Origin of the sequence: Polaromonas sp. OV174, assembly GCF_900112285.1 — a bacterium.
Lineage (GTDB): Bacteria > Pseudomonadota > Gammaproteobacteria > Burkholderiales > Burkholderiaceae_C > Polaromonas.
Genome location: NZ_FOKZ01000003.1, coordinates 252,260 through 278,686, shown reverse-complemented (window position 1 = coordinate 278,686; position 26,427 = coordinate 252,260). Strand labels below are relative to the sequence as shown.

Annotated in this window: 29 protein-coding genes; 13 read left to right on the top strand and 16 right to left on the bottom strand. The window is 62.8% G+C overall.

The window, feature by feature from the left end:
- On the top strand, positions 1-459 hold a 459-nt coding region (locus BM160_RS04675), incomplete at its 5' end, for a phenylacetate--CoA ligase family protein (RefSeq protein ID WP_143093180.1).
- A 202-nt stretch (positions 460-661) separates the two neighbouring features.
- Here BM160_RS04675 and BM160_RS04670 read toward each other — a convergent pair.
- The 8 genes from BM160_RS04670 to BM160_RS04635 form a co-directional block, all read right to left on the bottom strand.
- A complete protein-coding gene (locus tag BM160_RS04670; protein ID WP_092001196.1) occupies positions 662-1,243 on the bottom strand; it encodes a LuxR C-terminal-related transcriptional regulator in 582 nt (193 codons plus the stop codon).
- 161 nt (positions 1,244-1,404) lie between these two features.
- Positions 1,405-2,724, bottom strand: a complete 1,320-nt coding sequence (locus BM160_RS04665; RefSeq protein ID WP_092001193.1) for a tryptophan--tRNA ligase — start codon at positions 2,722-2,724, stop codon at positions 1,405-1,407.
- A 28-nt stretch (positions 2,725-2,752) separates the two neighbouring features.
- Complete coding sequence (locus BM160_RS04660; protein ID WP_092001191.1) at positions 2,753-3,421, bottom strand: site-2 protease family protein; 669 nt, start codon at positions 3,419-3,421, stop codon at positions 2,753-2,755.
- A gap of 17 nt (positions 3,422-3,438) precedes the next feature.
- Complete coding sequence (locus BM160_RS04655) at positions 3,439-4,074, bottom strand: L-threonylcarbamoyladenylate synthase (RefSeq protein ID WP_092001188.1); 636 nt, start codon at positions 4,072-4,074, stop codon at positions 3,439-3,441.
- 10 nt (positions 4,075-4,084) lie between these two features.
- Complete coding sequence (locus BM160_RS04650) at positions 4,085-4,990, bottom strand: DMT family transporter (protein WP_092001185.1); 906 nt, start codon at positions 4,988-4,990, stop codon at positions 4,085-4,087.
- Entirely contained in the window at positions 4,990-5,847 is an 858-nt protein-coding gene (locus BM160_RS04645; protein WP_092001183.1) for a 3',5'-nucleoside bisphosphate phosphatase, read from the bottom strand. The genes BM160_RS04650 and BM160_RS04645 overlap by 1 nt, the downstream gene beginning before the upstream one ends.
- 361 nt (positions 5,848-6,208) lie before the next feature.
- On the bottom strand, positions 6,209-7,933 hold the full coding sequence (recJ, locus tag BM160_RS04640; protein WP_092001180.1) for a single-stranded-DNA-specific exonuclease RecJ: 1,725 nt from the start codon (positions 7,931-7,933) through the stop codon (positions 6,209-6,211).
- Positions 7,930-8,883, bottom strand: coding sequence for a hypothetical protein (locus BM160_RS04635; RefSeq protein WP_092001177.1), 954 nt, complete (start codon positions 8,881-8,883; stop codon positions 7,930-7,932). The genes recJ and BM160_RS04635 overlap by 4 nt, the downstream gene beginning before the upstream one ends.
- Before the next feature lie 33 nt (positions 8,884-8,916).
- On the opposite strand from BM160_RS04635, the gene BM160_RS04630 reads away from it, so the two are divergent.
- On the top strand, positions 8,917-10,173 hold the full coding sequence (locus BM160_RS04630) for a lipoprotein-releasing ABC transporter permease subunit (RefSeq protein ID WP_092001174.1): 1,257 nt from the start codon (positions 8,917-8,919) through the stop codon (positions 10,171-10,173).
- Between the two features lie 173 nt (positions 10,174-10,346).
- Positions 10,347-11,048 carry a lipoprotein-releasing ABC transporter ATP-binding protein LolD gene (gene lolD, locus BM160_RS04625; RefSeq protein ID WP_092001171.1) on the top strand — a complete coding sequence of 234 codons (702 nt, stop codon included), beginning with the start codon at positions 10,347-10,349 and terminating at the stop codon, positions 11,046-11,048.
- A gap of 72 nt (positions 11,049-11,120) precedes the next feature.
- On the opposite strand, the gene BM160_RS04620 is transcribed toward lolD, so the two are convergent.
- The 8 genes from BM160_RS04620 to BM160_RS04585 form a co-directional block, all read right to left on the bottom strand.
- Positions 11,121-12,173 (bottom strand): VWA domain-containing protein, encoded by a 1,053-nt coding sequence (locus BM160_RS04620; RefSeq protein ID WP_092001168.1) that lies wholly within the window; start codon positions 12,171-12,173, stop codon positions 11,121-11,123.
- 22 nt (positions 12,174-12,195) lie between these two features.
- Positions 12,196-13,146: a DUF58 domain-containing protein gene (locus BM160_RS04615; protein ID WP_092001165.1), complete on the bottom strand. Its 951-nt coding sequence runs from the start codon at positions 13,144-13,146 to the stop codon at positions 12,196-12,198.
- 102 nt (positions 13,147-13,248) lie between these two features.
- Complete coding sequence (locus tag BM160_RS04610; protein ID WP_092001162.1) at positions 13,249-14,271, bottom strand: AAA family ATPase; 1,023 nt, start codon at positions 14,269-14,271, stop codon at positions 13,249-13,251.
- A 9-nt stretch (positions 14,272-14,280) separates the two neighbouring features.
- Entirely contained in the window at positions 14,281-15,213 is a 933-nt protein-coding gene (locus tag BM160_RS04605; RefSeq protein ID WP_092001303.1) for a S1C family serine protease, read from the bottom strand.
- Positions 15,214-15,333: 120 nt separating this feature from the next.
- Positions 15,334-16,203 (bottom strand): ABC transporter permease, encoded by an 870-nt coding sequence (locus BM160_RS04600; protein ID WP_092001159.1) that lies wholly within the window; start codon positions 16,201-16,203, stop codon positions 15,334-15,336.
- Positions 16,204-16,321: 118 nt separating this feature from the next.
- Entirely contained in the window at positions 16,322-17,215 is an 894-nt protein-coding gene (locus tag BM160_RS04595; RefSeq protein ID WP_092001156.1) for an ABC transporter permease, read from the bottom strand.
- The gene (locus BM160_RS04590) at positions 17,205-18,317 is read right to left on the bottom strand and encodes an ABC transporter ATP-binding protein (protein ID WP_092001153.1); all 1,113 of its coding nucleotides are present in this window, start codon (positions 18,315-18,317) and stop codon (positions 17,205-17,207) included. Before BM160_RS04590 ends, BM160_RS04595 begins: the two co-directional genes overlap by 11 nt.
- A 23-nt stretch (positions 18,318-18,340) precedes the next feature.
- Positions 18,341-19,408: an extracellular solute-binding protein gene (locus BM160_RS04585; RefSeq protein WP_092001300.1), complete on the bottom strand. Its 1,068-nt coding sequence runs from the start codon at positions 19,406-19,408 to the stop codon at positions 18,341-18,343.
- A gap of 154 nt (positions 19,409-19,562) precedes the next feature.
- Between BM160_RS04585 and BM160_RS04580 the strand changes: the two genes are divergently transcribed.
- The 10 genes from BM160_RS04580 (at position 19,563) to BM160_RS04535 (ending at position 26,420) form a co-directional block, all read left to right on the top strand.
- A complete protein-coding gene (locus BM160_RS04580; RefSeq protein ID WP_092001149.1) occupies positions 19,563-20,414 on the top strand; it encodes a TatD family hydrolase in 852 nt (283 codons plus the stop codon).
- On the top strand, positions 20,408-20,905 hold the full coding sequence (locus BM160_RS04575) for a DNA-deoxyinosine glycosylase (protein ID WP_092001146.1): 498 nt from the start codon (positions 20,408-20,410) through the stop codon (positions 20,903-20,905). The genes BM160_RS04580 and BM160_RS04575 overlap by 7 nt, the downstream gene beginning before the upstream one ends.
- A 160-nt stretch (positions 20,906-21,065) precedes the next feature.
- Positions 21,066-21,428, top strand: a complete 363-nt coding sequence (locus BM160_RS04570; protein ID WP_092001143.1) for a roadblock/LC7 domain-containing protein — start codon at positions 21,066-21,068, stop codon at positions 21,426-21,428.
- Between the two features lie 9 nt (positions 21,429-21,437).
- Positions 21,438-21,935, top strand: a complete 498-nt coding sequence (locus BM160_RS04565) for a PAS domain-containing protein (protein WP_092001140.1) — start codon at positions 21,438-21,440, stop codon at positions 21,933-21,935.
- Positions 21,932-22,681 (top strand): PhnD/SsuA/transferrin family substrate-binding protein, encoded by a 750-nt coding sequence (locus tag BM160_RS04560; protein WP_092001137.1) that lies wholly within the window; start codon positions 21,932-21,934, stop codon positions 22,679-22,681. The genes BM160_RS04565 and BM160_RS04560 overlap by 4 nt, the downstream gene beginning before the upstream one ends.
- Before the next feature lie 3 nt (positions 22,682-22,684).
- On the top strand, positions 22,685-23,260 hold the full coding sequence (locus BM160_RS04555) for a hypothetical protein (RefSeq protein WP_092001134.1): 576 nt from the start codon (positions 22,685-22,687) through the stop codon (positions 23,258-23,260).
- Positions 23,257-24,360, top strand: a complete 1,104-nt coding sequence (locus tag BM160_RS04550) for a hypothetical protein (RefSeq protein WP_092001131.1) — start codon at positions 23,257-23,259, stop codon at positions 24,358-24,360. Before BM160_RS04555 ends, BM160_RS04550 begins: the two co-directional genes overlap by 4 nt.
- A gap of 5 nt (positions 24,361-24,365) precedes the next feature.
- Entirely contained in the window at positions 24,366-24,929 is a 564-nt protein-coding gene (locus BM160_RS04545) for a GTP-binding protein (protein ID WP_092001128.1), read from the top strand.
- Positions 24,926-25,546 carry a hypothetical protein gene (locus BM160_RS04540; protein WP_092001125.1) on the top strand — a complete coding sequence of 207 codons (621 nt, stop codon included), beginning with the start codon at positions 24,926-24,928 and terminating at the stop codon, positions 25,544-25,546. The genes BM160_RS04545 and BM160_RS04540 overlap by 4 nt, the downstream gene beginning before the upstream one ends.
- Before the next feature lie 106 nt (positions 25,547-25,652).
- Positions 25,653-26,420 (top strand): class I SAM-dependent methyltransferase, encoded by a 768-nt coding sequence (locus BM160_RS04535; protein WP_092001297.1) that lies wholly within the window; start codon positions 25,653-25,655, stop codon positions 26,418-26,420.
- The last annotated feature ends 7 nt before the right edge of the window (positions 26,421-26,427 follow it).

Below are 26,427 nucleotides of genomic sequence, written 5' to 3'. Positions count from 1 at the left end.
GTTCGCCCCGGCACCGGCGACCCGGTGGCCGACGGCGAAGTCGGCGAACTGGTGGTGACCACGCTCAATCCCGACTACCCGCTGATCCGCTTTGGCACCGGCGACTTGTCGGCGGTACTGCCCGGTGCCTGTCCCACCGGGCGCACCCATAGCCGCATCAAGGGCTGGCTGGGCCGGGCCGACCAGACCGCCAAGGTGCGCGGCATGTTTGTGCATCCCGAGCAGATCGCCAACATCGCCCGGCGCTTTCCCGAGGTGCTCAAGGCCAGGCTGGTGGTCAGCGGCGAGATGGCCAACGACAGCATGACGCTGCAGGTCGAAACCGCCTCGTCGCCTGCGGGCCTGGAGCAGCGCATTGGTGAAGCCATACGCGACGTCACCAAGCTGCGCGGCACGGTGCAGCTGCTGGCGCCTGGCAGCCTGCCCCATGACGGCAAGGTAATTGAGGATGCTCGATAGTCCCAAAGGGGTATTTGCGATTCCATCTCTGGGCGCAAGAGTCCAGATAGATTGACTTCGGACTTGGCGATAGGGGTATTCGGAGCCATGCGTACCCAGCTCTCGGCTGGATGACCGACCAAGGCCCTAGTCTTCTCGTCAGATTTTCGGGGCCACTTCTCAGCGCCTAGTCATAGCGATGAGTCTGATGCTTGCAGAGGCCTTAAAGCAGGCCCTTGGTTCGGGCCAGATGGCTGGCCTGTGATCGGCTTTTGACATTGATGCGCCGGAACAAGCGCCATAAATGCACTTTGACCGTGTGCTCACTGATTTCAAGTGCTTCGGCGATGTCCCGATTGCTCATGCCTTTGTCAAGCATGACCAGCAGCTGCTTTTGTCGTTTGGACAGTTTTTCTGGCGGCGTGGCCGGTGTTGCTTCGAGTTTTGGGCTCAGAAATGAGCTCAACACCTTGGTGATTTCTGCCGTTTCTGCCCATTTTGAAAGGTAGGCGCTTGCCCCGGCAGATATCGCCTGGTCTTTCCCGCCCTCGTCCTGGGCAGCCGACAGAACCAATAGCGGCGTATCGGGATAACGCTGTCTGAGTTCTCGAATGCCTGAAACGCCAGAGTTGTCGGGCAGTTCCAGCTCCATACAAATCAACTCGGGCAGGCCTTGCTGTTCGGCGGACATGACACTGGCTAACCGGTCCAGGCCGGTCACCGTGGCGGTGCTGATCAAACGATGGATCAATATGGCGATAGCCTCTCGCATCAGAGGATGGCTATCGAGGACAAAAATGCGCATTAATTCAGGTCTAAGTGTCGTTCCGGGCGCAGCTGAGCATAACTGCCGAACATTGAATTTAAGACCTGAATTAAGCTGAACGGGGGCTATTTCCCCTCTAATTCCTGTTTCAAAAAGTAAGCTTTACGCGCCGCCTGGCTCGGATCGCCGAGCTGAACTGCTCAGTCCCCGTTAGGCGCAAAAAACTGCAGGGCCGCATCTAGTTCAGCGCTCGAAATGCCTTGGGCCGTTTCAAGCTGACCCTGCAGGGCTGTCAATGCGACCAACCCTTCTTTTTGCAGCGCTGCAATCGTCAGTGCCGCGTCTTTGGGTGATTCGAAGCCCTGGCTTTGCAGCAGCAGGCGAGCGTTGGCATCCAGCAGCTTGAAATAGAAAAGACCATCTTTTTCACGGTATTGCTTGAAGGTCGGTGTGGCGGCTTTTGGGGCCTTGCTTTTTGGGGCAGCGACTGCTTGCGCATCCAGCTTGCGCAGGCCTACTGCGCGCCGCAACTCACCTATAAAGGGCGTGGCTACCGCACGTGCCTTGTCGGCGCCGGCTTGCAGCAAAACTTCGATCTTGCCGGGATTACCGATGAGTTCCTGGTAGTGCTCGCGCATGGGAGCCACTTCCCGATCGATGCGCTCGAACAGTATCTGCTTAGCATCGCCCCAGCTTATGCCGTCGGCATAAGCTTGGCGCAGCGCTGCGGTCTCGGGCTCGCTGGCAAAGGCCTGGTAAATCTGGAACAGGGCTGAGCCCTCGACTTCCTTGGCCTCGCCCGGTGCACGTGAGTCGGTCAGAATGCTGGCGATCAGCTTTTGCAATTGGTCGCGGGGCGTGAACAGGGGAATGGTGTTGTTGTAGCTCTTGCTCATCTTGCGCCCGTCCAGGCCGGGCAGCAGGGCGACCGACTCCTCGATCACCGCTTCGGGCAGCACCAGATGCTCGCCATACAGATGGTTGAAGCGCTGCGCCATGTCGCGTGCCATTTCGATGTGCTGGACCTGGTCGCGTCCCACCGGCACCCTGTGCGACTTGAACATCAGGATGTCGGCGCCCATCAGTACCGGGTACATGAACAGGCCGGCCGTGACGTCGGCATCGGGGTCGTTGCCAGCGGCTTCGTTTTTATCGACGGAAGCCTTGTAGGCATGGGCCCGGTTGAGCAGACCCTTGCCTGTGACGCAGGTCAATAGCCAGGTCAGCTCGGGAATTTCCGGGATGTCGGACTGGCGGTAAAACACCACGCGTTCCGGATCCAGTCCGGCCGCCAGCCAGCTGGCCGCAATTTCCAGCGTGGAGCGCTGGATGCGCGCCGGCTCATCGCACTTGATCAGCGCGTGGTAGTCGGCCAGGAAGTAAAAACTCTGTACGTTCGGCAGGCGGCTGGCTGCCACCGAGGGGCGGATGGAGCCGACAAAGTTGCCCAGGTGGGGCGTGCCAGTGGTCGTGATGCCGGTCAGAAAGCGCTGGGGGGAGGTAGAGGGTACGGGGGTCATGCAGGGAATGCCAAAAATAAGAGGGTAATTACCGGAGCAGGGCGAACAGCGGCGTCATCAGGATGTCGATGACGGAGTAGCCCAGGCTTATGAGCGGGCGCAACCACAAAGTGCCGACCACGCCGGCAATCACCAGGCCCATCACGATGAAGAAGCCCCAGGGTTCTATGCGTGCCACCCACTGGGCCTGTTTCCAGGGCAACAGGCCAACCAGGATGCGGCCACCGTCCAGCGGCGGCAGGGGAAAGAGGTTGAAGGCCCACATCACCAGGTTGACCAGAATGCCGGCTTGCGCCATCTTGATGAAGAAGGGCTCCTGCACGCCCAGCCCGGCCAGCAGCACCAGTACCACGGCCCACAGCAGGGCCTGGGCAAAATTGGACGCCGGGCCGGCTAGCGCCACCCAGACCATGTCGCGCTTGGGGTGGCGCAAGGCGCCAAAATTCACCGGCACCGGCTTGGCATAGCCAAACAGAAAAGCCCCCGAGGTGGCGAAATACAGCAGCAGCGGCATGGCAATGGTGCCTATGGGGTCGATGTGCTTGAGCGGGTTCAGCGTGATGCGGCCCATCATGAACGCCGTATTGTCGCCAAAATGGCGGGCTGCGTAGCCGTGCGCCGCCTCATGCACCGTGATGGCAAAGAGCACGGGCAGGGCGTAAATGGCGACGGTTTGAATCAGGTTGGCAATATCCATGCTGCGATTGTCTCCTGTTACAGACCTAGCGCCGCCAACTCGCCGCGGCCTTGCCGGATCACCACCGGCTCGCCGCCGTCAGCCATGGGTGTCAGGTCGATCACGGTGGTGGGTTCCTTGGGGCAGGCGCCAGCGTCAATGATGGCGGCGAGCTCACGCTCCATTTGCTCGCGGATGTCGTTGGCGTCGTTGAGTGGGTCGCTCTCGCCGCGTGGGATAAGGGTGGTGGCCAGCAGCGGCGCGCCGTGCAATTCCAGCAGCGCCTGCAAGGCCTTGTGCTCGGGCACGCGCAGGCCTATGGTCTTGCGCGAGGGGTGGCTGAGGCGGCGCGGCACTTCCTTGCTGGCCTCCAGGATGAAGGTGTAAGGCCCGGGCGTCGCCGCTTTGAGCAGGCGAAACTGCTTGTTGTCCACCCGCGCGTAGTTGGCCAGTTCGCTCAAGTCGCGGCACAGCAGGGTCAGGTGGTGTTTGTCGTCCACCCCGCGGATGCGGCGCAGGCCGTCGGCCGCCGCCTTGTCATCGAGCTGGCAGACCAAGGCGTAGCTGGAGTCGGTGGGCACGGCGGCGATGCCGCCACGCGCCAGCAGGGCTGCCGCCTGTTTCAGCAGGCGCAGTGGGGGATTTTCAGGATGAACTTCAAAGAATTGGGCCATGACACGCCTTTCAGGATTCCGTGGCTTGAATCACGAGCCGGCTCTCGCGCACCGCCAGCCAGGCGCCGGTGGCACCGCAGAGCGCGATCATGCACATGCCCAGCACGGACCAGTGATCGGGAACATGCGAAAACGCCAGCCAGCCGCCCAGCATGGCAAAGCCGATCTGTGCATAAAGAAAGGGCGTGAGGGTAGATACCGGCGTGCGGACATAGGCCAGGATCATCATGAAGTGCCCGATCGTGCCCATCAAACCCATCAGCCCCAGGCCGGCCCACAGCGTCCAGGAATCCAGCCAGGTCCAGGCAAAGGGCAGGGCCAGCGAGGCCAGCAGCGTGCCGACCCAGCCGGTGTAGAAGTGCATGGTGATAGGGTCTTCGGTGCGGGCCAGCCGGCTGGTCAGAATCTGGAACCAGGCATTGGATACCACCAGGCCCAGCGGTAGCAGCATGGCCCAGTCAAAGTCCTCGCCACCCGGGCGGATGATGATCAGCGTGCCGGTAAAGCCGCCCATGACCAGCAACCAGCGCAGCCAGGAAACCCGCTCGTTCAAGGCGAAGGAGGCCAGCAGGGTCATGAGCAGCGGCGTGATCATGACGATGGCCGTGAACTCGCCCACCGGCATGTATTTGAGGCTGAAAAAAGCGAACACGCTGCTGCTGAGCAGCAGCACGCCGCGCAGGCACTGAAACTTGGGATGGGCCGTGCGCGGCAGCGCCCAGCCCCGTTTGGGCAGCACCGCCAAGGTGGTGGCGACGGCCTGGAAGGCGTAGCGAAACCACAAGGCCATCAGCAAGGGCACGCTCAGGGAGATGATTTTGGTGGTGGTATCCAAAACGGCAAAACAGGCCACGGCAGCCACCAAAAGTGCGATGCCTGTCAGTGCGTGGGGAGCGCTTCTTGCGGGGCCGGCCATCACTGGATGCGGTCCGTCAGCAGTTCCCAGACCGGGGTCAGTTGACCCGGCAAAAATGGCAGGGCGCCCAAGTCGGTGTGGCTCTCGTCGGGGCTATGGAAATCGCTGCCGCGCGAGGCGGCCAGGCCAAATTCCTTAGCCGTTTCGGCATATTTCAGGTATTCCTGCGGGGTATGGCTGCCGGTGACAACCTCAACGCCCTGACCGCCGTGCGCCTTGAACTCGGTAAACAGCGCGTATTCCTCATTGGCCGTGAACCGGTAACGGCCCGGATGGGCAATCACCGCCACGCCCTGCGCCTGCGTGATCCAGTTGACGGCATTTTGCAAGCTGGCCCAGCGGTGCGGCACATAGCCGGGTTTGCCTTCGGTCAGGTATTTTCGAAACACTTCGGGGGTTTCGCGGCAGACGCCGGATTCCACCAGGAAACGGGCAAAGTGGGTGCGTGAAATCAGTTCAGGGTTGCCGACAAACTTCAGCGCCCCTTCAAACGCGCCGTGTATGCCCGCTTTGGCCAGCGACTCCGCCATTTCCATGGCGCGCTGCTCGCGTCCGCCGCGGGTGTTGCGCAAGCCTTGCTGTAGCGCGGTATTGCTGGCGTCAAAACCCAGGCCGACGATGTGCACGGTTTCGCCGGCAAAGGTGACGGAAATTTCGGTGCCCGTGAGGTAGTGCAGGCCTTGCGCTTTGGCCGCGTCGGCGGCACGCTGCTGGCCGGCAATCTCGTCGTGGTCGGTCAGTGCCCACAGTTCCACGCCATTGGCCTTGGCGCGCTCGGCCAGCACTTCAGGTGTCAGGGTGCCATCGGAGACGACGGAGTGGCAATGAAGATCGGCGTTGAGTATGGTTTTGTACACAGGGTCATTTTAGGCTTTATGGCCAGCGGCTGCAGTGCGGCTGTCAACTGGCTTTGGGTTCGCCGCCTGGGTTTGCCGGCTCCGGTGCCACCGTCTGTCATGGGGCTTTGGTTTGACTCAGACGATTTCGACTGCACATGCCGTTTCAGCGGAAACCGAAGTAGGAAAGGATGACTCCGATGATGACAACAAGGCCTACGATGTAAATGATGGAATTCATGGTGATCTCCGGGGTGTTTGGCGCTTAGTTGTAGGCGCCTTCGGAGATCCATTTTCCGCCGCCCGCCCAGCGGCCTGCTGTAGGCCGACGTACTCAGGAATCGTCGGACAAGGCAGCATGGCGATGCATCACAGGCTAGGACTAAAGTTCAGCGCCTTCCACCAGAAAGCGCACCCGTTTGATGCCCTGCCATTCGTCGGCATCCAGCCGAAACGCCAGCTTGACCCGCGCCGGCAGGGCTTCGGTGTGGCCGAACCAGATGCCGTCCACCGGCTGGCCCTGGTGCTTGAGCTTGAGCGCCAGGTGTTTTTCGCCCACCAGGCGCTGCGACACCACCTCGACGAATTCGCTAAAGGTGGGCGCGGCAAAACCCTGGCCCCAGACTTCCTGGTGCAAGGTGTCGACCACGTCGGTGCGCCGGTATTCGGCCGGTAGCGGGCCGTCGGTGTCTAGCCGGCGTGTCAGCGTGGCGGCGTCCAGCCACTCGCGGGCGACCTGCTGCAGCGCGTATTCAAAGGCCTCGAACTGCTCCTCGGCAATGGTGCAGCCGGCCGCCATGGCGTGGCCGCCAAAGCGCAGCAGCACGCCGGGGCAGCGCTTGGCTACCAGGTCCAGCGCATCGCGCAAATGAAAGCCGGGGATGGAGCGGCCCGAGCCCTTGAGTTCATGTTCCTTGCCCGGCGCCTGGCTGGCGGCAAACACAAAGGTGGGCCGGTGCAGCTTGTCCTTGATGCGCGAGGCGACGATGCCGACCACGCCCTCGTGAAAGTCCGGATCAAAAATGGCGATCGCCGGTGGCGGCTCTTCGTCCTCATCAATCATGGCATCGGCCGCCAGCTGGGCCTGCTCGCGCATGCCGGCCTCGATGTCGCGGCGCTCGCGGTTGATGCCGTCCAGCATCTGGGCCAGCTCGTCGGCACGTGCCTCGTCGTCGCTCAGCAGGCATTCGATGCCCAGGGTCATGTCGGCCAGCCGGCCGGCGGCGTTGATGCGTGGGCCTAGCGCAAAGCCGAAGTCGAAGGTGGTGGCCATCGGCGCTTGCCGGCCGGCCGCCTTGAACAGGGCGGCAATGCCGGCGGGCAAATGACCGGCGCGTATGCGCTTGAGGCCCTGCGCCACCAGGCGGCGGTTGTTGGCGTCAAGTTTCACCACATCGGCCACCGTGCCCAGCGCCACCAGCGGCAGCAAGGTGTCGAGCTTGGGCTGGTTGCCAGCATCGAAGACGCCGCGCTCGCGCAGCTCGGCACGCAGCGCCAGCAAGACATAAAACATCACGCCCACGCCGGCCAGGGCCTTGCTCTCAAAGCTGCAATCGGGCTGATTCGGATTGACGATCACGTCCGCGTCCGGCAGCCAGATTTGTCCATCCGTGAGCGCCGGCAAATGGTGGTCGGTCACCAGCACCTGCAGGCCCAGCGCCTTGGCGCGGGCCACGCCGTCCAGGCTGGCAATGCCGTTGTCCACCGTGACCAGCAGGTCGGCACCGCTGGCCTTGACGCGCTCGGCAATCGGCGCGGTCAGGCCGTAGCCGTCCACCACCCGGTCCGGCACCAGGTAGCTGACATGCTGCGCACCCAGCAGGCGCAGGCCGCGCAGCGCCACGGCGCAGGCGGTGGCGCCGTCGCAGTCGTAGTCGGCGACCACGCAGATTTTTTTGCCGGAATCCATCGCATCGGCCAGCAACTGGGCGGCTTCTTTGGCGCCATGCAGGGAGGAGGGCGGCAGCAGCCTGGCCAGGCCGTCGTTGAGCTCCTCCGCCGAATGCACGCCACGCGCCGCGTAGAGCTGCGCCAGCAAGGGGTGAATGCCGGCCTGCTGCAGCGCCCAGACGGCGCGCGGAGGAATCTCTCTTGCTATTATTTTCATAGCTCTTCTAGCCCTAGGGATAAGGGCTTCAGCCCTAAATAATGCTTGATTCGGCGTGCCAGCGTGGGCTGGGCGACGCGATAGCTGCGGGCCAGGCGCTGGCCGCACAGGGTCAGCTGCACCGCTTGCCCCTGTTTGAGCTGGGCCAGCAGACGGGCGCAGGCGTCGGCGTCCACTGCCTGCCAGGCTAGCGCGTGGGCTTGCGGGTCTTGCTGCAGTGCCGGCGCGTGCAGGCGCGCTTCGACTTGCAGGCCGGGAAGCGGTGTGGGTGGCTGCTCCAGCGCACCGGCACCGGTGATCCAGAAGGAGTTGACCGGCAGCAGGCCTTGCTGCAGGCGTCGGTCATTGGCGGCATGGGTATAGAACAGCATCTGCATCTCGTTTTGCAGGCGGCGCAGCACGGTGCTCCCGCTGCGGCTGGCATCGAACACCGCCGGTGTGATGCGCCTCCCTATCAGGCGATCCAGTGAGCGCGTGGGCAACTGGCGAAAGACCTCGCCGCTGGCCAGCCAGGCCTGGGGCGTGCGGTAGCTCAGTGTGATGCCGTCCTCCAGAAAATAGGGGGCAGCGGCTTCCAGCAGGACGCGTGAGCTGGTCTCATCCAGGTCCAGGCTGGCCGGATCGTCGAGCTGCACATAGTCGGCGCCCACCAGCCAGTGGCAGGGCTTGACCCAGGCGCAGGGCGTGACTGTGGTGCCGGTTTCGAAGGCCGCCCAGGGCGTCAGGCCGGGTTGCGCCGGCAAGCCATTGAGTTGCGCCAGCGCCAGCTCGTAAGGCATGGCGGGGCTATCCTCCTCGCATTCGATCAGGCCGGACGGTGCCATATGCAGCAGCAACTGCGTCAGATTGGGGAGTGGAGGCTGCGGGCGCGCGGGCGCGCCGGGCTCGGCCGCAGCGGGCCAGCCGGCGCCGGGAATCAGCAGATGACTTGTTGGGATGGGGTCGGGCATGGGGCTATTGTCCGGGATGCCACAATCGCCGCTATGCAAATCCCCTACGAGCTGATTCTGGGCTGGCGCTACACCCGCGCCGGCCGCGCCACCCGGCGCAACGGCTTTATTTCCTTTATTTCGGGCGTGTCCATGCTGGGCATTGCGCTGGGTGTGGCTGCGCTGATCATTGTGCTGAGTGTGATGAATGGCTTCCAGAAGGAAGTCCGCGACCGCATGCTGGGCGTGATCTCGCACATAGAGGTGTTCGCTCCCGGTGGCGGCGCCTTGCCCGATCCGCAGAAAACCATGGCCGAGATCAGGGCCAACCCGAACGTCGTCGGCGCTGCAACTTTCATAGCGGCTCAAGCCCTGCTGGCGCGCGGCGAAGACATGAAGGGTGTGCTGGTGCGGGGCATAGATCCGGCGCTGGAGGGCCAGGTCACCGATCTGGCGCAGCAACTGAAAGACACCGCCTTTCCCAAGCTTGTCAGCGGCGGCTTTGGCGTGGTGCTGGGCGGCGAGCTGGCGCGCGGCCTGGGCGTGCGTGAGGGCGACAGCGTCACGCTGATTGCGCCCAGCGGCCAGGTGACGCCGGCCGGAGTGCTGCCGCGCCTGAAAACCATGACGGTGGTCGGCACCTTTGACTCGGGTCACTATGAATACGACTCGGCGCTGGTGATGTTGCACCAGGACGATGCGGCCAGGATTTTCCGCCTTGAAGGACCGACCGGCATACGCATCAAGCTCAAGGACTTGCATCAGGCGCGCGAAGTGGCGCTGGAACTGTCCCGGACCCTGAGCGGAGACTTGCTGATTCGCGACTGGACGCGGCAGAACAAGAACTGGTTTGCCGCCGTGGAGCTGGAAAAACGCATGATGTTCATCATCCTGACGCTGATCGTCGCGGTGGCGGCCTTCAACCTGGTCAGCACGCTGGTCATGACGGTGACCGACAAGCGCGCCGACATCGCCATTTTGCGCACCCTGGGCGCCAGCCCGAAAAGCATCATGGGCGTGTTCATGGTGCAGGGCGCCATGGTAGGCGTGATTGGCACCTTTTCCGGCCTGCTGCTGGGCCTGGGCATCGCCTTCAATATCGACGTGATCGTGCCGGCGCTGGAGCGCATGCTGAACGCCAGTTTTTTGCCAAAAGACATCTACCTGATCAGTCGCATGCCCAGCGAGCCGCAGTACAGCGACATCATGCCGATTGTTGTTATTTCACTGGTGCTGTCCTTCCTGGCCACCATCTACCCGAGCTGGCGCGCCAGCCGGGTCAACCCAGCGGAGGCCTTGCGTTATGAGTGATGTGGCCCCCACGCTTGTCGCTTCGCGTACTGCGCTGCCCCCCGAGGGGGCTGCTGCGCCTGCGGCCCGGCTAAGCCGGTTCCGCGGCCCCTGCTGGCTGGAGAGGAGGCCGCCGCTGCGCTCGCACCGTCTGGATCCAGGCAAGGATTTAACGCTTCATGAGGTTTTTAAGTATGCAAGCTAACACTAGCGCCGCTGAGGTGGTGCTGCGCGCCAGCGGCCTGACCAAGCGCTTTCACGAAGGCCTGATCGACCTGACCGTGCTGCACGGCGTGGACCTGCAGGTGCATCGTGGCGAGACGCTGGCCATCGTTGGCGCCTCGGGCTCGGGCAAAAGCACCTTGCTGCATTTGATGGGCGGGCTGGATGCGCCCAGCAGCGGTCAGGTCGAGCTCAAGGGGCAGAACCTGGCCGCGCTGTCACCCGCCCGGCAGGGCGAGTTGCGCAACCAGCACCTGGGTTTTGTCTACCAGTTTCACCACCTGCTGCCGGAATTCAGCGCGCTCGACAACGTCGCCATGCCCTTGTGGATACGGCGCCAGTCCCGTGAGGACGCCGCGCAGGTGGCGATGAAAATGCTGGCCGAGGTGGGGCTGGGGGAGCGCATTCACCATCGCCCGTCCGAGCTTTCGGGCGGTGAGCGCCAGCGCGTCGCGATTGCCAGGGCTCTGGTGACCCGGCCAGCCTGCGTACTGGCCGACGAGCCCACCGGCAACCTCGATCGGACCACCGCCGATGGCGTGTTTGAGCTGATGCTGCGACTGGCTCGCGAGCATGGCACGGCCTTTGTGCTGGTGACGCACGACGAAACGCTGGCGGCGCGCTGCGGGCGCGAGTTCAGGCTGGTGCTGGGCAAGTTGTCAGAGGTGGCTTGATTTAGCCGAATTTTGGCGTCATGCCTGTTGGCCAGGCGTTTGTACTCTGGCTAAACCAGCTGCGCCCGCGCATCAAAGAATCCGGTTGAACCAAAGCAGTGACAAGGCGGCAGAGAGCAGCGCCAGTGCCGCTGCCAGCAAGGCCAGCAGTCCGGAAATTTCGGTTTCTTTTTTCTCCACGGCCAGCCGGGAGCTAAGGGTTTCATAAACCTTTTTGAGGTCGGCCGCGGTACCGGCATAAAAATATTCGGCTTGGGTGGCCCTGGCGATGCCTTTGAGGGTTTCCTCGTCGAGCTTGACACGCATGGACCAGCCTTCAAAACCAATCGTCTCTCCCTCCACCGTGCCCACGCCGACGGTGTAGACGCGCACCCCGCGGTCAGCCGCCAGCTTGGCCGCATCCAGAGAATCCACGCCGGTGGTGCGCTGGCCGTCGGTCAGCAAAATGATCGCGGCAGAGGTGTAGGAGCCGGGCGCGACGGGGGTGAATTCTTTTTTCTCCTCCTTGCTCTCCGTGCTGGCCTGGTCCAGGGACACGCCGCGCGGCCGCTCGCGACCGTATTGCATGGAGGCCAGGTCAATGCCGGCATCGGGGAAGAGCTCGGCCAGTGCCACCACAATGCCGTTGCCAATGGCCGTGCCGCGCTGCAACTGGAATTTGTCTATGGCCACCGTCAGGTCTTCGCGGCTCAAGGTGGGGGGCTGAACCACGGCGGCGGTGCCGGCAAAGGCCACGATGCCGACCCTAACGTTGCGTGGCAAATCGGCCAGAAAGGCCTTGGCGGCATTTTGCGAAGCCACCAGTCGGTTGGGCAGTACATCGGTGGCTCGCATGCTGCCGGACACGTCCATGGCCAGCATGATGGTTTCCCGTTCCGAGGGCAGGGTGACGACGGCGAATGGACGCGAAGACGCCAGCATCATGGCCGCCAGTGACAGCAAAAACAGCAGCGGCGGAATATGCCGGCGCATGCTTTGACCCGCGCCAATGGCTTCGCGCACGATGGACAGGCTGGCATAACGCAAGGCCATTTTCTTCTTGCGCCGCAGCAGCCAGACATAGACCGCGACCAGCAGGGGAATGCTCAGCAGCAGCCAGAGAAATTGGGGCCAGAGAAAAGTCATGGCAATTCCTTGGGGCTGCGCCTCAGGCGACGCTCCGCAGGTGGCCTGGCAGCTTGCCGCCAGTTGCCTGAGCGCCGCTAGATTGGCTGCGGCGCTTGCGCAAATCGGTAAAGCGCATGATGGCGTCGATCAGCTGGTCGTCGGTGGAGAGCTCCAGCGTGTCGACACCGGCGCGTGCCAGAGCCTGTCGCAGGTCGGCTTCGCGCTGCGCAGCGATACGAGAGAAACGTTTGCGAAAGCCCGCATCATGGGTGTCCACCAGCAATTGCTCGCCGGTTTCCACATCACGTATCGGAATCAGGCCCAGATCGGGCAATTCCAGCTCCAGTGGGTCCAACAGGCGCACAGCCACCACATCATGGCGCTGGGCCAGCAGGCCCAAAGGCTTTTCCCAACCGGCTTCGCTGATGAAGTCGGATACCACAAAAACGGTAGAGCGCCGGCGTATCAGGTTGGCCGCCGCCTGTAGCAGTTCGTGCAAGCGGGTAGGACCTTTGCCCTCGGTCACGGGCTGCGTCAGCAGGCTATGCAGCAAATGCAGGATGTGATGGCGACCTGCGCGTGCGGGAATGACGGCATCGACGCCGGCGTTGTAAAACATGGCGCCGACACGGTTGCCGTGGTGAACCAGCAGGCGCGCCAGTACGGCGACGAACTCGGTCAAGACCTGACGCTTGCGTTGCTCGCCTGAGCCGAAGTCCATGGAGGGGCTCAGGTCCAGCAAAAACCAGGCGCTCATTTCCCGGTCTTCGGTGAACACGCGTACATGGGTTTGCTGCAGGCGGGCGGTGACGTTCCAGTCGATGTGGCGTACGTCGTCGTGGTACTGGTATTCGCGCAGGTCTGCCAGGTCTATGCCGGTGCCGCGCAGCAGTGTGCGGTAGTCGCCCTGCAGCAGGCCTTCGAGCCGGCGCAGCACCGTCCATTCGAGGTGGCGCAGCAACTGTTCTGCGTTGGATGAAGGCTTGCTCATGAGCCTGCTCCTGAGGGCCGCAGCGCCGGGCCGCCCCAAGCAAGGCCAGCCCCCTTGGGGGGCAGCGCAGCACGCGAAGCGGCAAGCGTGGGGGCGCTATTTTTAGGCGGCAAGTTTTTCATGCTCAAGTGGTTTGGCGGGTGAGGGGATTTTGGCCATGATCTTGCTGACCACCTGATCGGCGGAAAGCCCTTCGGACAAGGCTTCATAAGACAGCACCAAGCGGTGGCGCAGCACGTCGGGCACCAGGTCGTTCATGTCTTCAGGCAGCACGTAGCTACGGCCACGCATCATGGCCAGCGCCCGGGCGCCCTCGGTCAGATTGATAGTGGCGCGGGGGCTGGCGCCAAAGGTGATCAGGTGTTCGAGCTCAGTGAGCCCGAATTTGGCGGGTGTACGGGTGGCTGATATCAGGCGCACCGCGTACTGCACCAGTGAAGGGTCGACATAAATTCGCCTGCATTCGGCCTGCAGGGCGGCCAGTTGCTCGGTGGTGGCAACAGCCGACACGGTCACCGCAGCGCCGGTGACGCGCTGGACGATGACGAATTCTTCCGCGTCGGTGGGGTAGTCGACCAGCACCTTCATCATGAAGCGGTCAACCTGTGCTTCGGGCAAGGGGTAGGTGCCCTCGGTTTCAATCGGGTTTTGCGTGGCCATCACCAAAAATGGCTCTGGTACCTTGTGCGTGAAGCCTGCAATCGTGACCTGTCGCTCCTGCATCACTTCCAGCAGCGCGCTTTGCACCTTGGCGGGCGCCCGGTTGATTTCGTCGGCCAGCAGCAAGTTGGTGAACACTGGCCCGAGCGAGGTGCTGAACTCGCCGGTTTTCTGGTTGTAGATGCGGGTGCCCACCAGGTCGGCCGGGACCAGGTCGGGCGTGAACTGGATGCGTTTGAAATTGCCGCGCACGGTGTTGGCCAGCGTTTTGATGGTGAGGGTCTTGGCCAGGCCCGGAACGCCTTCGACCAGCAGATGGCCCTGCGCCAGGATGGCCACCATGACGCGCTCCAGAAAACGGTCTTGTCCGACCACCACGCGTTTGACCTCGTAGAGGATTTGCTCCATCAACTGGGCGGTATCGTGGCCGGTGGCTGGCACATGATCGGGGCTGGTCGAATCCATAGCAATCCTTTAGAAGGGAGGCATGCCGGCAGCCGAGGCTGCATTTTCAATCGGCACGGCAAAGCCGATGCCGATAAACGTGCGCTGCTGGTTGGGGTTGTAAATGGCGGTCACGATGCCAATCACCTCGCCGTCCATGGTGACCAGCGGGCCGCCAGAGTTGCCAGGGTTGGCCGCGGCGTCAAACTGAATCAGGTTGGTCATTTGCTGCTTGCCTTCAGGCGAGCGGAAAGTGCGCTGCAGTCCGGAAATCACCCCTGCCGTGGCGGAGGGGCCTATGCCAAAGGGGTAGCCTACGGCAAGCACCTGATCGCCAGGCGCCAGGTCCGCAGTCGAGCGCATGGTTGCGGCCATCAAGTCATCGGGGATTTTGTGCGCCTGCAACACCGCCAGATCGTTTTCGGGCTGCACGCCGGTAATGGTGGCGAGGGATTCCAGGCCGTCCGAAAAGGTGACCTTGATGGTTTCGGCGTCACGCACCACATGCAAATTGGTCAGGATGATGCCCTTGTCGACGATCACCACGCCGGTGCCCACGCTGCGCTCGACATCGTCTTTGTCATTTTTCCCTTTGCTGCTTTTACCCAGGCCCACGACGCGTACCACCGACGGGATGATGGCTTCGTAGGCTTTCACGGCAGGCGAGGGAAGCTGGGTGGTTTCCAGTGTTTTGAGCACCGCCGCGTTGATATCTTTCTGGGTCAGCGGGCGCGCCGCCGGCCGCAGCAACAGGGTAAAACTGATGGTCAGCATCAAGATCAGCAGACCGACCACGCCCCAGAGCAGATGGGGCTTGCTGATCAGCCGTGATAAACGTGATGGGTGGCTGGTGGGTGCGGTGACCGGTGTGGAACTGGCAGCGGCTGCGCCCAAGGGCTCACTGCCACCGGGGTCGTGCCTGGTGGCGCGGCTGGAGCTACTGTAAAGGGCAGGCCTTCGCATCCGTTCACCTGTGAGGTAAATGTCAAAAACCAGGCAAATCAACAGCTGCACCGTATCACGATTTGTGCGTCCCTGCACGCCATTTAACGATCCGTGACCGGGCGTTGTAACAGACGGTTATCAGGGGCTTGAGCATGTTTCCCGGTTGACGGGCTGGCGCAGCAAACTGAGCGCCAGGCCGGCAGAAGCCAGCATGAGAAACAGGCTGACAGCATTGAGAACCGGCGTGGCCCCTTCGCGCATGCGGCCATACATCATGACGGTGAGCGGAGCGTCCGAACCTACCAGCATCAGCGTGGTGTTGAAGTTCTCGAATGACATCAAAAATGATATCGCCGCAGCACCTATCAGTGCCGGTTTGAGGGCCGGCAGGGTGATGGTGGCAAATACCGCGGCGCGCGAGGCGCCCAGGTTGTAGGCGGCTTCTTCCAGGCTGATGTCAAAGCGCTTGAGACGCGCCGTGATGATGAGGGTGGCAATCGACACAATATAGGAAAACTGCCCCAGCACCACCAGCGGCAGGCCGGGGCGCAGGAAGTCAAGCTCCAGGCCCCACATATCGTCGGCAAATTGCGCCAGCCGACTGGCAAAGGCCAAAATCGATATGCCCAGAATCACGCCCGGAATCACTAGCGGCGCCAGCATCAGGAGTGACAAGGCCTGTTTGCCCGGAAAACGGCTGCGCTCTATCAAAAAAGCATTGGTGGTGCCCACCACCACCGCCAGCAGCGTGACCCAACAGGCGACCACCACGCTGGTCCAGAGGCTGGCCAGCAGTGGCCCGTCTGAAAACAGCCCGCTGCGACCGGCCCTGCTGCCGAAAAACCAGTCCAGCGTGAAGCCACGCCATGGCGGCGCGGGGTAGGGCGCGTCGTTGAAGGCGAACACGGCCACCACCACGAGCGGCAAAAACAGGAAAGCGAAAAAAACAATGGCGTAGGCCATTGTGCTGACACGCAGCCAGGTCGGGCGAGGCAGGGAGGCAATCACCGGATGACTCCCCGGATTCCGTGCAAGTGAGCGCGCGGAACCGGCTTCGCCGGGTCGCAGTGGTCGCCCCCTGCAAGGAGGGAGGACGCTATACGAAGAGGGCGGCAACGGGGGTGTGTCATGACCTTTTCATCACTTCACCGAATTTCTGGCCTGTGAGCTTGAGCCCCAGCCAGACGATGGCGGTGGACAGGCCCAGCAGTAAAAAGCCGAAGGCGGCCCCCTGTTCCCAGTTGAAGCGGGTGATGAACTGGGTGTAGATTTGCTCGGTAAACCAGAGTGAGTTTTTGCCGCCCAGCAAAGTGGGCGTGAGGTAATTGCCCAGCGTCAGCATGAAGACCACCATGCAGCCCGCCAAAATGCCAGGCGTGGCGTGCGGAATCACGATCTGACGCAGTATGGACGGGCCGTTGCCGCCCAGGTCGTAAGCCGCTTCTATCAGGGCGTCATCCAGGCTTTCCAGCGCGCCTATCAGTGGCACCACCATGAAGAGCATGGAGGTATAGACCAGACCCACCAAAATGGTGGCGTCGCGGTAAAGCAGTTCCACCGGCATGGCCGTGATGCCCAACTGCACCAGCAGGGCGGGTAGCACGCCGGATTCGCGCAGCAAGATCATCCAGCCCAGCGTACGCACGGTTTCGCTGACCCAGAAGGGGATCAGGCACAGCACCAGCAGCAGAGATTTGGCACGGCCGCGCACCAGCTTGGCGATAGTCCAGGCGATGGGAAAGGCCAAGAGCAGCGTCAGCCCGGTGGCCAGAATCGACATGGTGGCGGTGCGCACAAAGGTGTGCCAGTAAAGCGGCTCCTCAATAAAAGTGCGGTACTGCGCCAGGCTGGGCACGTACTGGCGCGGTGCCACGCGTTCGCGCAGCGATAGCACCGCCAGGTCGATATGCGGCAGCACAATCAGGCCAATCAGCCAGATCAGCGCGGGCGCCAGCAGTAGCAGCAACATGAGCCGGGCTTGCGGCGCTGCTGTTGATGCGCGTGCGGTTTCAGCTTGCATTGGCGCTTGTCCCGGTGGCCGCAAAACAAACGGCGTGCTGCGGGTCAAAGCTGAAGGCCACGGTTTCGCCGATGCGCAGATCGGCAAAGCGACCGGTCTGCGGCAGGGCAATGCGGAACTCGGTGCGCGTGCTGCTTTCCCGCAGCAGGGCGGCGGAGTTGGCGCCGTCAAACAGCAGGCTTTGCACCTGGCCGGCATGGCTGGGGTAACCTGCCGGCAACTCAGCCGCGTGGCGGGCCAGGCTGACGGCCTCGGGGCGCACAAAGGCCTCTATGGCCTGCCCGTGATCGATTCGTCCCATGGTGCGGGCGTGCATGGTCAGGCCTTGCTCGGTCGTGAAGGCCAGCAGACCTTCTTGTTCCGATATGGCGCGCCCTTTCAGCCGGTTGTTGGCGCCGACAAAGCCGGCGACAAAAGGGGTTTGGGGTTCGTAATAGAGCTGCTGCGGCGTGCCCAGCTGCTCAAAGCTGCCGGCGTTCATCACCGCGACATGGTCGGACAACACCAGTGCCTCGGACTGATCGTGCGTGATGTAGACAAAGGTGGTGCCGAAGTCTGCCTGCAATTGCTTGAGCTCGATTTTCATGTGCTCGCGCAGCTTGAGGTCCAGCGCCCCCAGCGGTTCGTCCAGCAACAGCAAGGTGGGCTCCAGCACCAGGCTGCGGGCGATGGCCACGCGCTGTCTTTGCCCGCCCGAGAGCTGGTCGACCCGCTTGTCCTGCATGCCTGGCAGGCTGACACGCTCCAGCATGGCGCCCACGCGCTTGGCGATCTCGGCGCGCGGCAGGCCGCGCCTGGCCAAGCCGTAGCCGACGTTTTCGCCCACCGACATCATGGGAAACAGGGCCAGATGCTGGAACACCATATTGACCGGCCGCCGGTTGGGCGGCACGCCGTTCATGGCTTTTTCGCCTATTTGGATCTGGCCGGTGTCTGGGGTCAGAAAGCCGGCGATCATGCGCAGCAAGGTGGTCTTGCCGCAGCCAGAGGGGCCGAGGATGGAGAAAAAGCTGCCCCGCTCCACCGTAAAGGACAAGTCCTTTACGGCGAGCTGGCCGCCGTACTGTTTACCGACATGCTCGGCCTGAAGGTCGATTGACACCGCTGGGAAATCGCGGGCAATAGTTACTGTGCGGCCTTGATGCGATCCAGTACCCGGCCCTCTATGTCTTCAATGCCGGCGGGAACGGCGGGATACCACTTGATGTTTTTCAGGGCGGCTTCGGGGAAGCTGGCGGCAAACTGGGCCTTGAGCTTGGCGTCCATCAACTGGTCAGCGCCTTTGGCGGCGGTGAAGTTGCCGGCCGAGCCGGCCACTTTGGCGGCGATGTCCGGGCGCATGTTGAAGTTGATCCAGGCATAGGCGGCGGCGTCATTGCGGCCCTTGGCAGGCAGGGCAAAGGTGTCTATCCAGCCGAGGGCGCCCGACTTGGGTGCGATGTACTGGATTTCCGGTTTTTCGCTGTTGAGTTTCCAGCCCCCGGTATCCCACATCATCGCGCCCACCACTTCGCCGGCGCGCATGCCGTTAAGCAGCTGGTCCTTGTTGTCCCAGTAAAACTTGATATTGCTCTTGCAGGCCACCATGGTCTTGCCGACCTCGTCCATCAGCGCGCCGTAGGCCTTGGGATCCTTGTAGAGCGCAAACGGGTCCTTGCCTGAGGCAAAGGCAAAGGCCAGCAAGGTGGGTCGTTTCAGGCGCACGGCGGTCTTGCCCTTGACATCGGCCTTGCACAGATCGGGATAGTCGCTCATGGTGGCGAGCTTGGTGTTGACCACCAGGCCATCCGTGCCCCAGAGGTGCGGCAGGCCATAGGTCTTGCCGTCCAGCGTGGTGTTTTTCTTGGTGGCGTCCAGCATGGAGGGAATGAAGAGCTCGGTCTTGATCTTGCTCAGATCCATGGGCTTGTAAATGCCAAACTCCTGCTGCGGGCCGGTGATGCGGTCCTGCGAGGGCTGGGCCAGGTCAAAGCCGGCACCGCCGGTGGCACGCAGCTTGGAGATCATCTCCTCGTTGTTTGACAGGGTGATCTCTACGTCAATGCCGGTTTCCTTCTTGAACTGCGTCACGACCTCGGCCGGTACGTAGTCCGCCCAGGTGATCAAGCGCAGCTTCTGATCCTGGGCCCACAAGGGGCTGCTCAGGGTTGAAGCAATGAGACTGGCTCCAATGATCAGGCGAGAGGCTTTCATTTGGCTTTCCTTGTTGACGGGTTCACGGTTGACTCGGAAGAGATCAGGAATGGCAAGGCATTCCTCCAAAAAAGCATAGCGTGGCCGCATTTCATTTCTGTGTCAATATCTTCAGTCTGGACCGCATACTTTTCCTTGTCTCTCTCTTTTTTCCATGACTTTCTGGATTGACACCCATTGCCATCTCGATGCCGCCGAGTTTTCTCCGGATGTTGCGGCCGTGCGCGCGCGCGCTGCCGCCAGCCAGGTGGCGCATTGCGTGCTGCCGGCGGTTAACGTGGCCAACTTCGGCGCGGTACGCCAGCTGGCGCACCAGTTTTCTGACAGCTATGCCCTGGGCATCCATCCGCTGTGTGTTCCCGCGGCGCAAGACAGCGACTTGCAGACGCTGGACGAGGAATTGACGCGCCGGCAGTCCGACCCGCGACTGGTGGCCGTGGGTGAAATCGGTCTGGACTATTTCGTCCCGGCGCTGCTGCAAAGTCCCATGCGCGAGCGCCAGGAATACTTTTACCGCGAGCAACTCAAGCTGGCGCGCAAGCACGGCCTGCCCGTGCTTTTGCATGTGCGGCGATCGGCCGACAAGCTGCTCAAGCATTTACGCGACTTGTCACCCGAGGGCGGGGGCTGGCGCGGCATTGCTCATGCTTTCAATGGCAGCGAGCAGCAGGCCATGGCCTTCATCAAACTGGGCTTCAAGCTTGGTTTTGGTGGCGCTGTGAGTTATGAGCCGGCCCGGCAGCTCAGGCGGCTGGCGGCCGAGCTGCCATTGGATGCGCTGGTGATGGAAACGGACGCGCCGGACATTCCGCCGCACTGGCTTTACACCACGGCCGCACAGCGCGCGGCAGGCCAGCCGCAAGGCCGCAATGAGCCGGGCGAGTTGCCGCGGATCGCGGAGCAGGTGGCCAAGCTGCGTGGTATTTCGACCGAAGCACTGGCGGCTGCCACCAGCGCCAATGCGCTGCAGGCCTTGCCCAGGCTCCAGGCCTTGATTGCATGCTGACTGGCTTGCCACCCATCATCGACAGCCGAACCCGTTTGCTGATTCTGGGCAGTTTTCCGAGCGCGGCCTCGCTGGCGCAGCAGCAGTACTATGGCCACCCGCAAAACCAGTTCTGGCGAATTTTGCAAGCCATTTGGCCTTCTAGCCCAATTGAGACGGGCGCAGACAGCTATCAAAAGCGTAGTGATTGGCTGCTCGCACGGGGCCTGGGCGTGTGGGACGTGTACGCCAGTTGCGAGCGCCAAGGCAGCCTGGACAGCAAGATTCGCCAAGCGGTGGTGAACGACTTTGCCGAAGTGCAGCGGCGCTGCCCGGCGCTGGAGGCGATTGCCCACAACGGCGGCGAGAGCTTCAAGCATGCGCGCCACACTGCGCTGCTGGGCTTGCCGGTTTACAAATTGCCGTCCACCAGTCCGGCCCATGCCGCCTGGTCGTTTGAAAGAAAACTCCAAGCCTGGCGCGAGGTGTTTGAAAAACATCGTCTCTCATAAGTTTCGTCATCGAGTTGCCGAAAAAGGCAATGGCGATGACAAGTTTTCCCCTGCTTGACATGGATCAATGCAGGCGGTTTTCGGGCGATGCCTAATGGTCGCTACTGTGTGAAACGCAAGCAATGCTGGCGCGCAGTGACAACCAAAAAGGATATGGCAAGTGCGCACGGAAATGTTTCAGCAGGCGCTCGGAGATCTCAACGGCTCAAGCGCCGACATCGAGGCTTCAGCGCTGATTTCAACCGACGGATTGATGATCGCCTCGGCCCTGCCGCATGACATGGACGAGGATCGCATAGGCGCGATGTCGGCGGCCTTGCTGTCGCTGGGTGACCGCACGGCACGCGAGCTGGGGCGTGGTGTCCTGGGACGCGTCCTGATTCAGGGCGAGCGCGGCTACGTCATCATGAGCGCGGCCGGGCCCGAGGCCGTGCTGACGGTGCTGGCCAAACCCAATGCCAAGCTGGGCCTGATTTTCCTTGACATCAAGAGGGCGACCGAGACGCTCTCCCAACTCATTTGAGGATCGGCCATGGGACTTCCTGATATGACGATGAGCGCCGCGCCGCAGGCGCGCCAAGCCAGGCTGGTATACCTCGACGACAGTGCGCGCACGGTGTATTGCAGCGCGGTGGAGGTGCCTTTTCCGGAAGGGCGGTTGATCATCTCGCGCACCGACCTGCAGGGCATCATCACCCATGCCAACGAGGCCTTTGTCGAGATGAGTGGCCATCAGCGCGAGGCGCTGATAGGTGCGCCGCAATACATATTGCGCCACCCTGACATGCCCAAGGCGGCCTTCAAGGATCTCTGGGATACCGTGCAGCGCGGCGAGAAGTGGCATGGCTATGTCAAGAACCTGCGCAAGGACGGGAGGTATTACTGGGTCTACGCCACCGTGGTGCCGAATGTGCGCGGCGCCGTGGTGACCGGCTACACCTCGGTTCGCCGCAAGCCCTCGCGCCGCCGCGTGGCCGAGGCCGAGGCGCTCTATGCGCAGTGGTTGCAACAGGAGGCGGCCGCGTCATGACCATCAATTTTCTGATTGCTCCCGACTTCGCGCCCGAGCGCTTTGCTGCCTGGCACATGTTGAACACCGCGCTGCAAAAGCGCTCGGGCATACAGCTGCACCTGCTGACACCGGCGAGCGCGGCCGAACAGGCGGCCATCCTTGCCCAAGGCCAGGTCGACGTGATTTACGCCAATCCTTTCGATGCCGCGCACATGGTGCGAACGCTGGGCTATCTCCCGTTTGCCCGGCCGCGCCAGTGCTATGACGAGATGGTGATTGCCTGCGCCGCCGACTCGCCGCTGCAACGGGTGGAAGACCTCAAGCCGGGTTGCCGCATCGCCCTGACCGACAACCAGGACATCAAACTGATAGGCCAGCGCCTGCTGGAGCCCGCTGACATAGGCGAGGCTGATGCCCAGTGGCTCATCGTCGCCAGCTACCAGGCCGCCGCCCGTCTGGCGATCAAGAAAGAAGTGGACGTGGCTTTTTTCCTGGCCGATGCCTTTGCCGCTATGTCGCGCATGACGCGCAGCCAGATCCGGCCCTTGGTGGAAAGCGCGATTGGTGACATCAGCCATGTGATCCTGGCGCACCCGCGCATCGCCGCCTCTTTGCCGGCCTTGAGCGCGGCCTTGCTGGCCTTGCGTACGGATGCCGCTGGTCATTCGGTGCTGGACGCGCTGGGCATGACCGAAGGCTTTGAGGCGATGTCGCAAGAAGATGTGGAGTTCATGATTGACCTCATGGATACTTTGCTCGACTAAGCCATGACGAATCACTGTCTTAGCGGCCGGAGCGAGTTCCGGCGCCGGACGCGCGCGCTTCTCAAGCATCAGGGTGACGCGGCGCTGCATCTGGCGCGCCTGCATGCCGCGCTGCAGCTCGATGGCGTGGAGCCGGTGCAGGGCGCTCTGGCAGACTTGTTTGGCAGCTTTGACGAGAGCGCTGCCGCGCTCAAGGCGCAAGCCTTGCAACTGGCCACGCCGCGCCTCGGTGCGCGCAATGCTCGCCGTTTCCAGGCCTGGGTAGCGGCCAAAGCCTTGCCCCGCATCACGCCGCTGGCCACGCGCTGGAGCCTGTTCACCCGCGCCTCGGCCGACGTCAGCACGCGCGCCCGTCGTTGCGGCGCCGACGACTCCCGCGCCATGGCCGCGCAAGCCCTGAGGGCCTGGGAGCAGCAGGAGCTGGTGGCGCAAGAGCAGTTTTTGCACTATTGCCTGAGTTGCCAGGACAGGCTGGCCTTCATGCTGGTGCGGCGCGAAATCCTCAAGCGCCAGCGCACTTTGCCGGCCGGATGGGCCGCGGTGGAGATGGCGCTGCAAACTGAGAGCGCCAGCGTATGAAAATTTCCCTGGTGGGGCTGCCGGCACGCGAAGCCGCTGCGCTGACGATTTTCATCCATGTCGGAATGAAGGACTGGCGCTGCGAGCCGGTCGTGCTGCGGTCTGGCCTGGTCCTGTCAGCCGCCGACTTCTTTATTGTTGACCTGGCGGGTGCCGGTCTGGCTCAATGGTCGGTCAAGGCCGAGGCCGACCTGCTTACCTTGCTGGGCGGGCGCAGTGCTTTGCTGCTGGCTGCGCCCACCAACCAATCCTGGCGTGACAAGGGGCAGGGCAAGGGCAGGCAGGTGCTGGCATGTTTGAGCAAGCCCTATGGTGGGGAAGACATGCGTGCCGCCCTGACACGGCTGGTGGCAGGGGGCGGCGCGCCTGCGCGGCGATCGTCGCCAGCCGTCGCCGTTGCCGCGACCGTGCCCAAAGAGCTTGCGGTGGTGCCGTTGTTTGCCAGTCTGCAGGCCCTGCGCACGATATTTCCCGAACTCCAAAAGCACTTGTTGCTGGCCCGGCTGCTTGATCTTCTCGCCACCGATAAACCCTATGAGCTGCGCCTGAGCCTGCACCACGCCATCGTGATGCATCCGGCGCAAGGCTGGGTGGCTTATAGCGCCGTGCCGGAAATGCTGGCGCGGCTGGCCCAGCACGGCGGCGCGGTGAGCACCATGAGTGCGCGTGAGTTGAGTGACCAGGAGGCGCTGCAGCGCGTCACGCGCAGTGCTGCGGTACGCGCCAGCCTGGACACCTTTTTGTGGCTGATCGCCGACTTGTCCCTGGGCCGGCAGACGCCGCCCGCGCTGCGTGATGCCGAACTGAAACTGCACAGCATGCCGGGCTTCACCCGCATTCCGGGGGCTGGCAACCTCTACCTGCAACTGGCCGCCATCTGTGTGCGCCTGCCGCAAACACTGTCAGGCCTGCGCGCCGTTTTCCCTCACCATGATCCGGCTGAGATCGCCCGCTTCATGCTGCTGTCCACCGCCTCGGGCCTGGGCCAGCTGCGCTTGGTGGAGGCGGGCGCGCGCGCCAAGCCGGCCCCTCGCGCCGCGCTGCAGCCGGCACGGGCTTCCGTGGGCTTTTTTCGCTCCATGCTGCAGAAACTTTTTTAAGCGTCATGACTACCCATTACAAGGTCGTGTTTGCAGGTTCGGTGGGCTCGGGCAAGACCACGGCGATTCAGGCGCTGTCGGATATCGACGTGGTCAGCACCGAGGCGAAGGCCTCGGACGAGGTGCGCAAGATCAAGCGCACCACCACGGTGGCCATGGACTACGGCATCATGAAGCTCGACAACGGCGACCAGGTCAGGCTTTATGGCGCGCCGGGACAAAAGCGCTTCGACTTCATGTGGGACATTCTCACGGAGAACGCGCTCGGCATGGTGCTGCTGGTCAATGCCACGGCGGCCGATTCTGTGGCTGAACTGCGGCTCTATCTGGAGGCGTTTCGGCCGCTGATCGATAAAACGGCGGTCGTCGTCGGTGTCACCCATGCCGACCAGGGCGGCGTTGCGGTAAGGCAGCGGTTGATCGAGGAAATGCAGCGCCAGGGCATACCGCCTTGCGTGATGGATGCCGATGCCCGCAGCCGGGCGGATGTGGCCATGCTGGTCAAATCCCTGCTTTTCAGCATAGACCCGTTTGCCGGCGCGGCAGCGGCGCCGACAGTCAGCGCATGAGCACACCAGCACCGTGCTGGCTGGCGCTCACGCCGGCCGGCGCCTTGAAAGCGTTTTCCCACCAGCAGCCCGACGAGAGCGGGCGCGCCCTGCAGGCCTTGCTGGGAGGGGCGAACACGCTGACGCCAGAAGAATGGTTTGCCACGCTGCCAATCGCCAAGGCTTTGTTCGAGCAGGCGCTGGCGCAAGGCTGGATCGAATGCCTGCCACGCTCCATCAGCGCCCCCAACGCCAGGCTGGACGATTTTGGCCAGCATGTGATCGCCTCGCTGTCGGGCGAGCGGCGCGCCGTGCTGGCGTCGGAAACCGGGTTTTGCCTAGGACGCGCCGGTGTGCCGCAGGATGAGGCCGAGACCTTGAGCGCGGTTGCCGCTGATTTTTCTGACTTTTCCCTGCGCCAGGCGCGCCGCGGCTGGGCTGGCGCGCAGCGCTACGTGGCTTTTTACAGCGATGCCGACATGCTGCTGCCCGAGGTGTCATTGGTACCGTTCTGGGTCGATGGTGTCGGTTACTGGATAATCCTCTGTGGTGAGCCCCTGCTGAACAACCCGGCCCTGGTCGAGTTGTTTTGGGGCATTCAGGAAGCCGGCAGCCGCTTCCTGCCTAGCGGCCCTTGACGTCGCGTGGCAGGCCTGGCCCCGCTCGTCCGGTGTCCGGCGGCAAACGCCGCGGCAAAAACTTAGGGCCATGGCATGGGCCGCTTGAACAACAGAGATGAATTTCATGTCGAAAAAAGAGAGTGCGAGCAGCACCATGAATCTGCCGGAAGTCAATTTTTCTGATTACGGCGATGTGCGCTTTTTGCATCTGGGCACCGAGTGGGTGCAAGGCTCCATGCTGCGCGATGCGCCTTATGACATCGAGCTGGAGTACGTGCAGCGCATGATGGCGGGCTTGCTCTTCACCGATGCCGCGTCGGTGGCCAAAAAGCATGCCATGCAGTTGGGCCTGGGCTCGGCCGCGCTGACCAAGTTCTGCTACAAGAAGCTGCGCATGAAAACCACGGCGATCGAGATCAACCCACAGGTGGTGACCGCCTGCCGGCTCTGGTTCAAGCTGCCGCGCGACGATCTCCGGTTGCAGGTGATAGAGGCGGATGCCGCCATCGAGATACAAAAGCCACAGCACCAGGGCACGGTGGATCTGCTGCACGTTGACCTTTATGACCACGAAGCGGCGGCGCCGGTGCTCGATAGCGCTGATTTTTATGCCCATTGCCGGGACTTGCTGACCGAGGATGGCGTGATGACCGTCAACCTGTTTGGCCGCGACTCCAGCTATGAGCAGTCGCTGACCAAGCTGGCCGAGGCCTTTGGCCCGGAATCGGTGTGGGCCTTCAGGCCGACGCGCGAAGGCAACACGGTGGTGCTGGCCCAGCGCGAACCGACGCGCCCGGAGCGCGCCGAGCTCTTGCTGCGGGCCGGCGTGATTGAATCGCGCTGGGATTTGCCGGCCAAAAAATGGTTGAGGCTTTTCAAACCGGTGTGCTGAAGCGACG

Excerpts from the sequence above, each read along its gene's own strand:
- BM160_RS04665 (WP_092001193.1), bottom strand. The coding sequence starts at position 2,724 with ATGACCCCCGTACCCTCTACCTCCCCCCAGCGCTTTCTGACCGGCATC.
- BM160_RS04535 (WP_092001297.1), top strand. The coding sequence starts at position 25,653 with ATGTCGAAAAAAGAGAGTGCGAGCAGCACCATGAATCTGCCGGAAGTC.
- BM160_RS04610 (WP_092001162.1), bottom strand. The coding sequence starts at position 14,271 with ATGGATTCGACCAGCCCCGATCATGTGCCAGCCACCGGCCACGATACC.
- BM160_RS04630 (WP_092001174.1), top strand. The coding sequence starts at position 8,917 with ATGCAAATCCCCTACGAGCTGATTCTGGGCTGGCGCTACACCCGCGCC.
- lolD (WP_092001171.1), top strand. The coding sequence starts at position 10,347 with ATGCAAGCTAACACTAGCGCCGCTGAGGTGGTGCTGCGCGCCAGCGGC.
- BM160_RS04575 (WP_092001146.1), top strand. The coding sequence starts at position 20,408 with ATGCTGACTGGCTTGCCACCCATCATCGACAGCCGAACCCGTTTGCTG.
- BM160_RS04560 (WP_092001137.1), top strand. The coding sequence starts at position 21,932 with ATGACCATCAATTTTCTGATTGCTCCCGACTTCGCGCCCGAGCGCTTT.
- BM160_RS04670 (WP_092001196.1), bottom strand. The coding sequence starts at position 1,243 with ATGCGCATTTTTGTCCTCGATAGCCATCCTCTGATGCGAGAGGCTATC.
- BM160_RS04595 (WP_092001156.1), bottom strand. The coding sequence starts at position 17,215 with ATGCAAGCTGAAACCGCACGCGCATCAACAGCAGCGCCGCAAGCCCGG.
- BM160_RS04655 (WP_092001188.1), bottom strand. The coding sequence starts at position 4,074 with ATGGCCCAATTCTTTGAAGTTCATCCTGAAAATCCCCCACTGCGCCTG.
- BM160_RS04555 (WP_092001134.1), top strand. The coding sequence starts at position 22,685 with ATGACGAATCACTGTCTTAGCGGCCGGAGCGAGTTCCGGCGCCGGACG.
- BM160_RS04615 (WP_092001165.1), bottom strand. The coding sequence starts at position 13,146 with ATGAGCAAGCCTTCATCCAACGCAGAACAGTTGCTGCGCCACCTCGAA.
- recJ (WP_092001180.1), bottom strand. The coding sequence starts at position 7,933 with ATGAAAATAATAGCAAGAGAGATTCCTCCGCGCGCCGTCTGGGCGCTG.
- BM160_RS04585 (WP_092001300.1), bottom strand. The coding sequence starts at position 19,408 with ATGAAAGCCTCTCGCCTGATCATTGGAGCCAGTCTCATTGCTTCAACC.
- BM160_RS04550 (WP_092001131.1), top strand. The coding sequence starts at position 23,257 with ATGAAAATTTCCCTGGTGGGGCTGCCGGCACGCGAAGCCGCTGCGCTG.
- BM160_RS04660 (WP_092001191.1), bottom strand. The coding sequence starts at position 3,421 with ATGGATATTGCCAACCTGATTCAAACCGTCGCCATTTACGCCCTGCCC.
- BM160_RS04565 (WP_092001140.1), top strand. The coding sequence starts at position 21,438 with ATGGGACTTCCTGATATGACGATGAGCGCCGCGCCGCAGGCGCGCCAA.
- BM160_RS04580 (WP_092001149.1), top strand. The coding sequence starts at position 19,563 with ATGACTTTCTGGATTGACACCCATTGCCATCTCGATGCCGCCGAGTTT.
- BM160_RS04620 (WP_092001168.1), bottom strand. The coding sequence starts at position 12,173 with ATGACTTTTCTCTGGCCCCAATTTCTCTGGCTGCTGCTGAGCATTCCC.
- BM160_RS04650 (WP_092001185.1), bottom strand. The coding sequence starts at position 4,990 with ATGGCCGGCCCCGCAAGAAGCGCTCCCCACGCACTGACAGGCATCGCA.
- BM160_RS04605 (WP_092001303.1), bottom strand. The coding sequence starts at position 15,213 with ATGCGAAGGCCTGCCCTTTACAGTAGCTCCAGCCGCGCCACCAGGCAC.
- BM160_RS04540 (WP_092001125.1), top strand. The coding sequence starts at position 24,926 with ATGAGCACACCAGCACCGTGCTGGCTGGCGCTCACGCCGGCCGGCGCC.
- BM160_RS04635 (WP_092001177.1), bottom strand. The coding sequence starts at position 8,883 with ATGCCCGACCCCATCCCAACAAGTCATCTGCTGATTCCCGGCGCCGGC.
- BM160_RS04545 (WP_092001128.1), top strand. The coding sequence starts at position 24,366 with ATGACTACCCATTACAAGGTCGTGTTTGCAGGTTCGGTGGGCTCGGGC.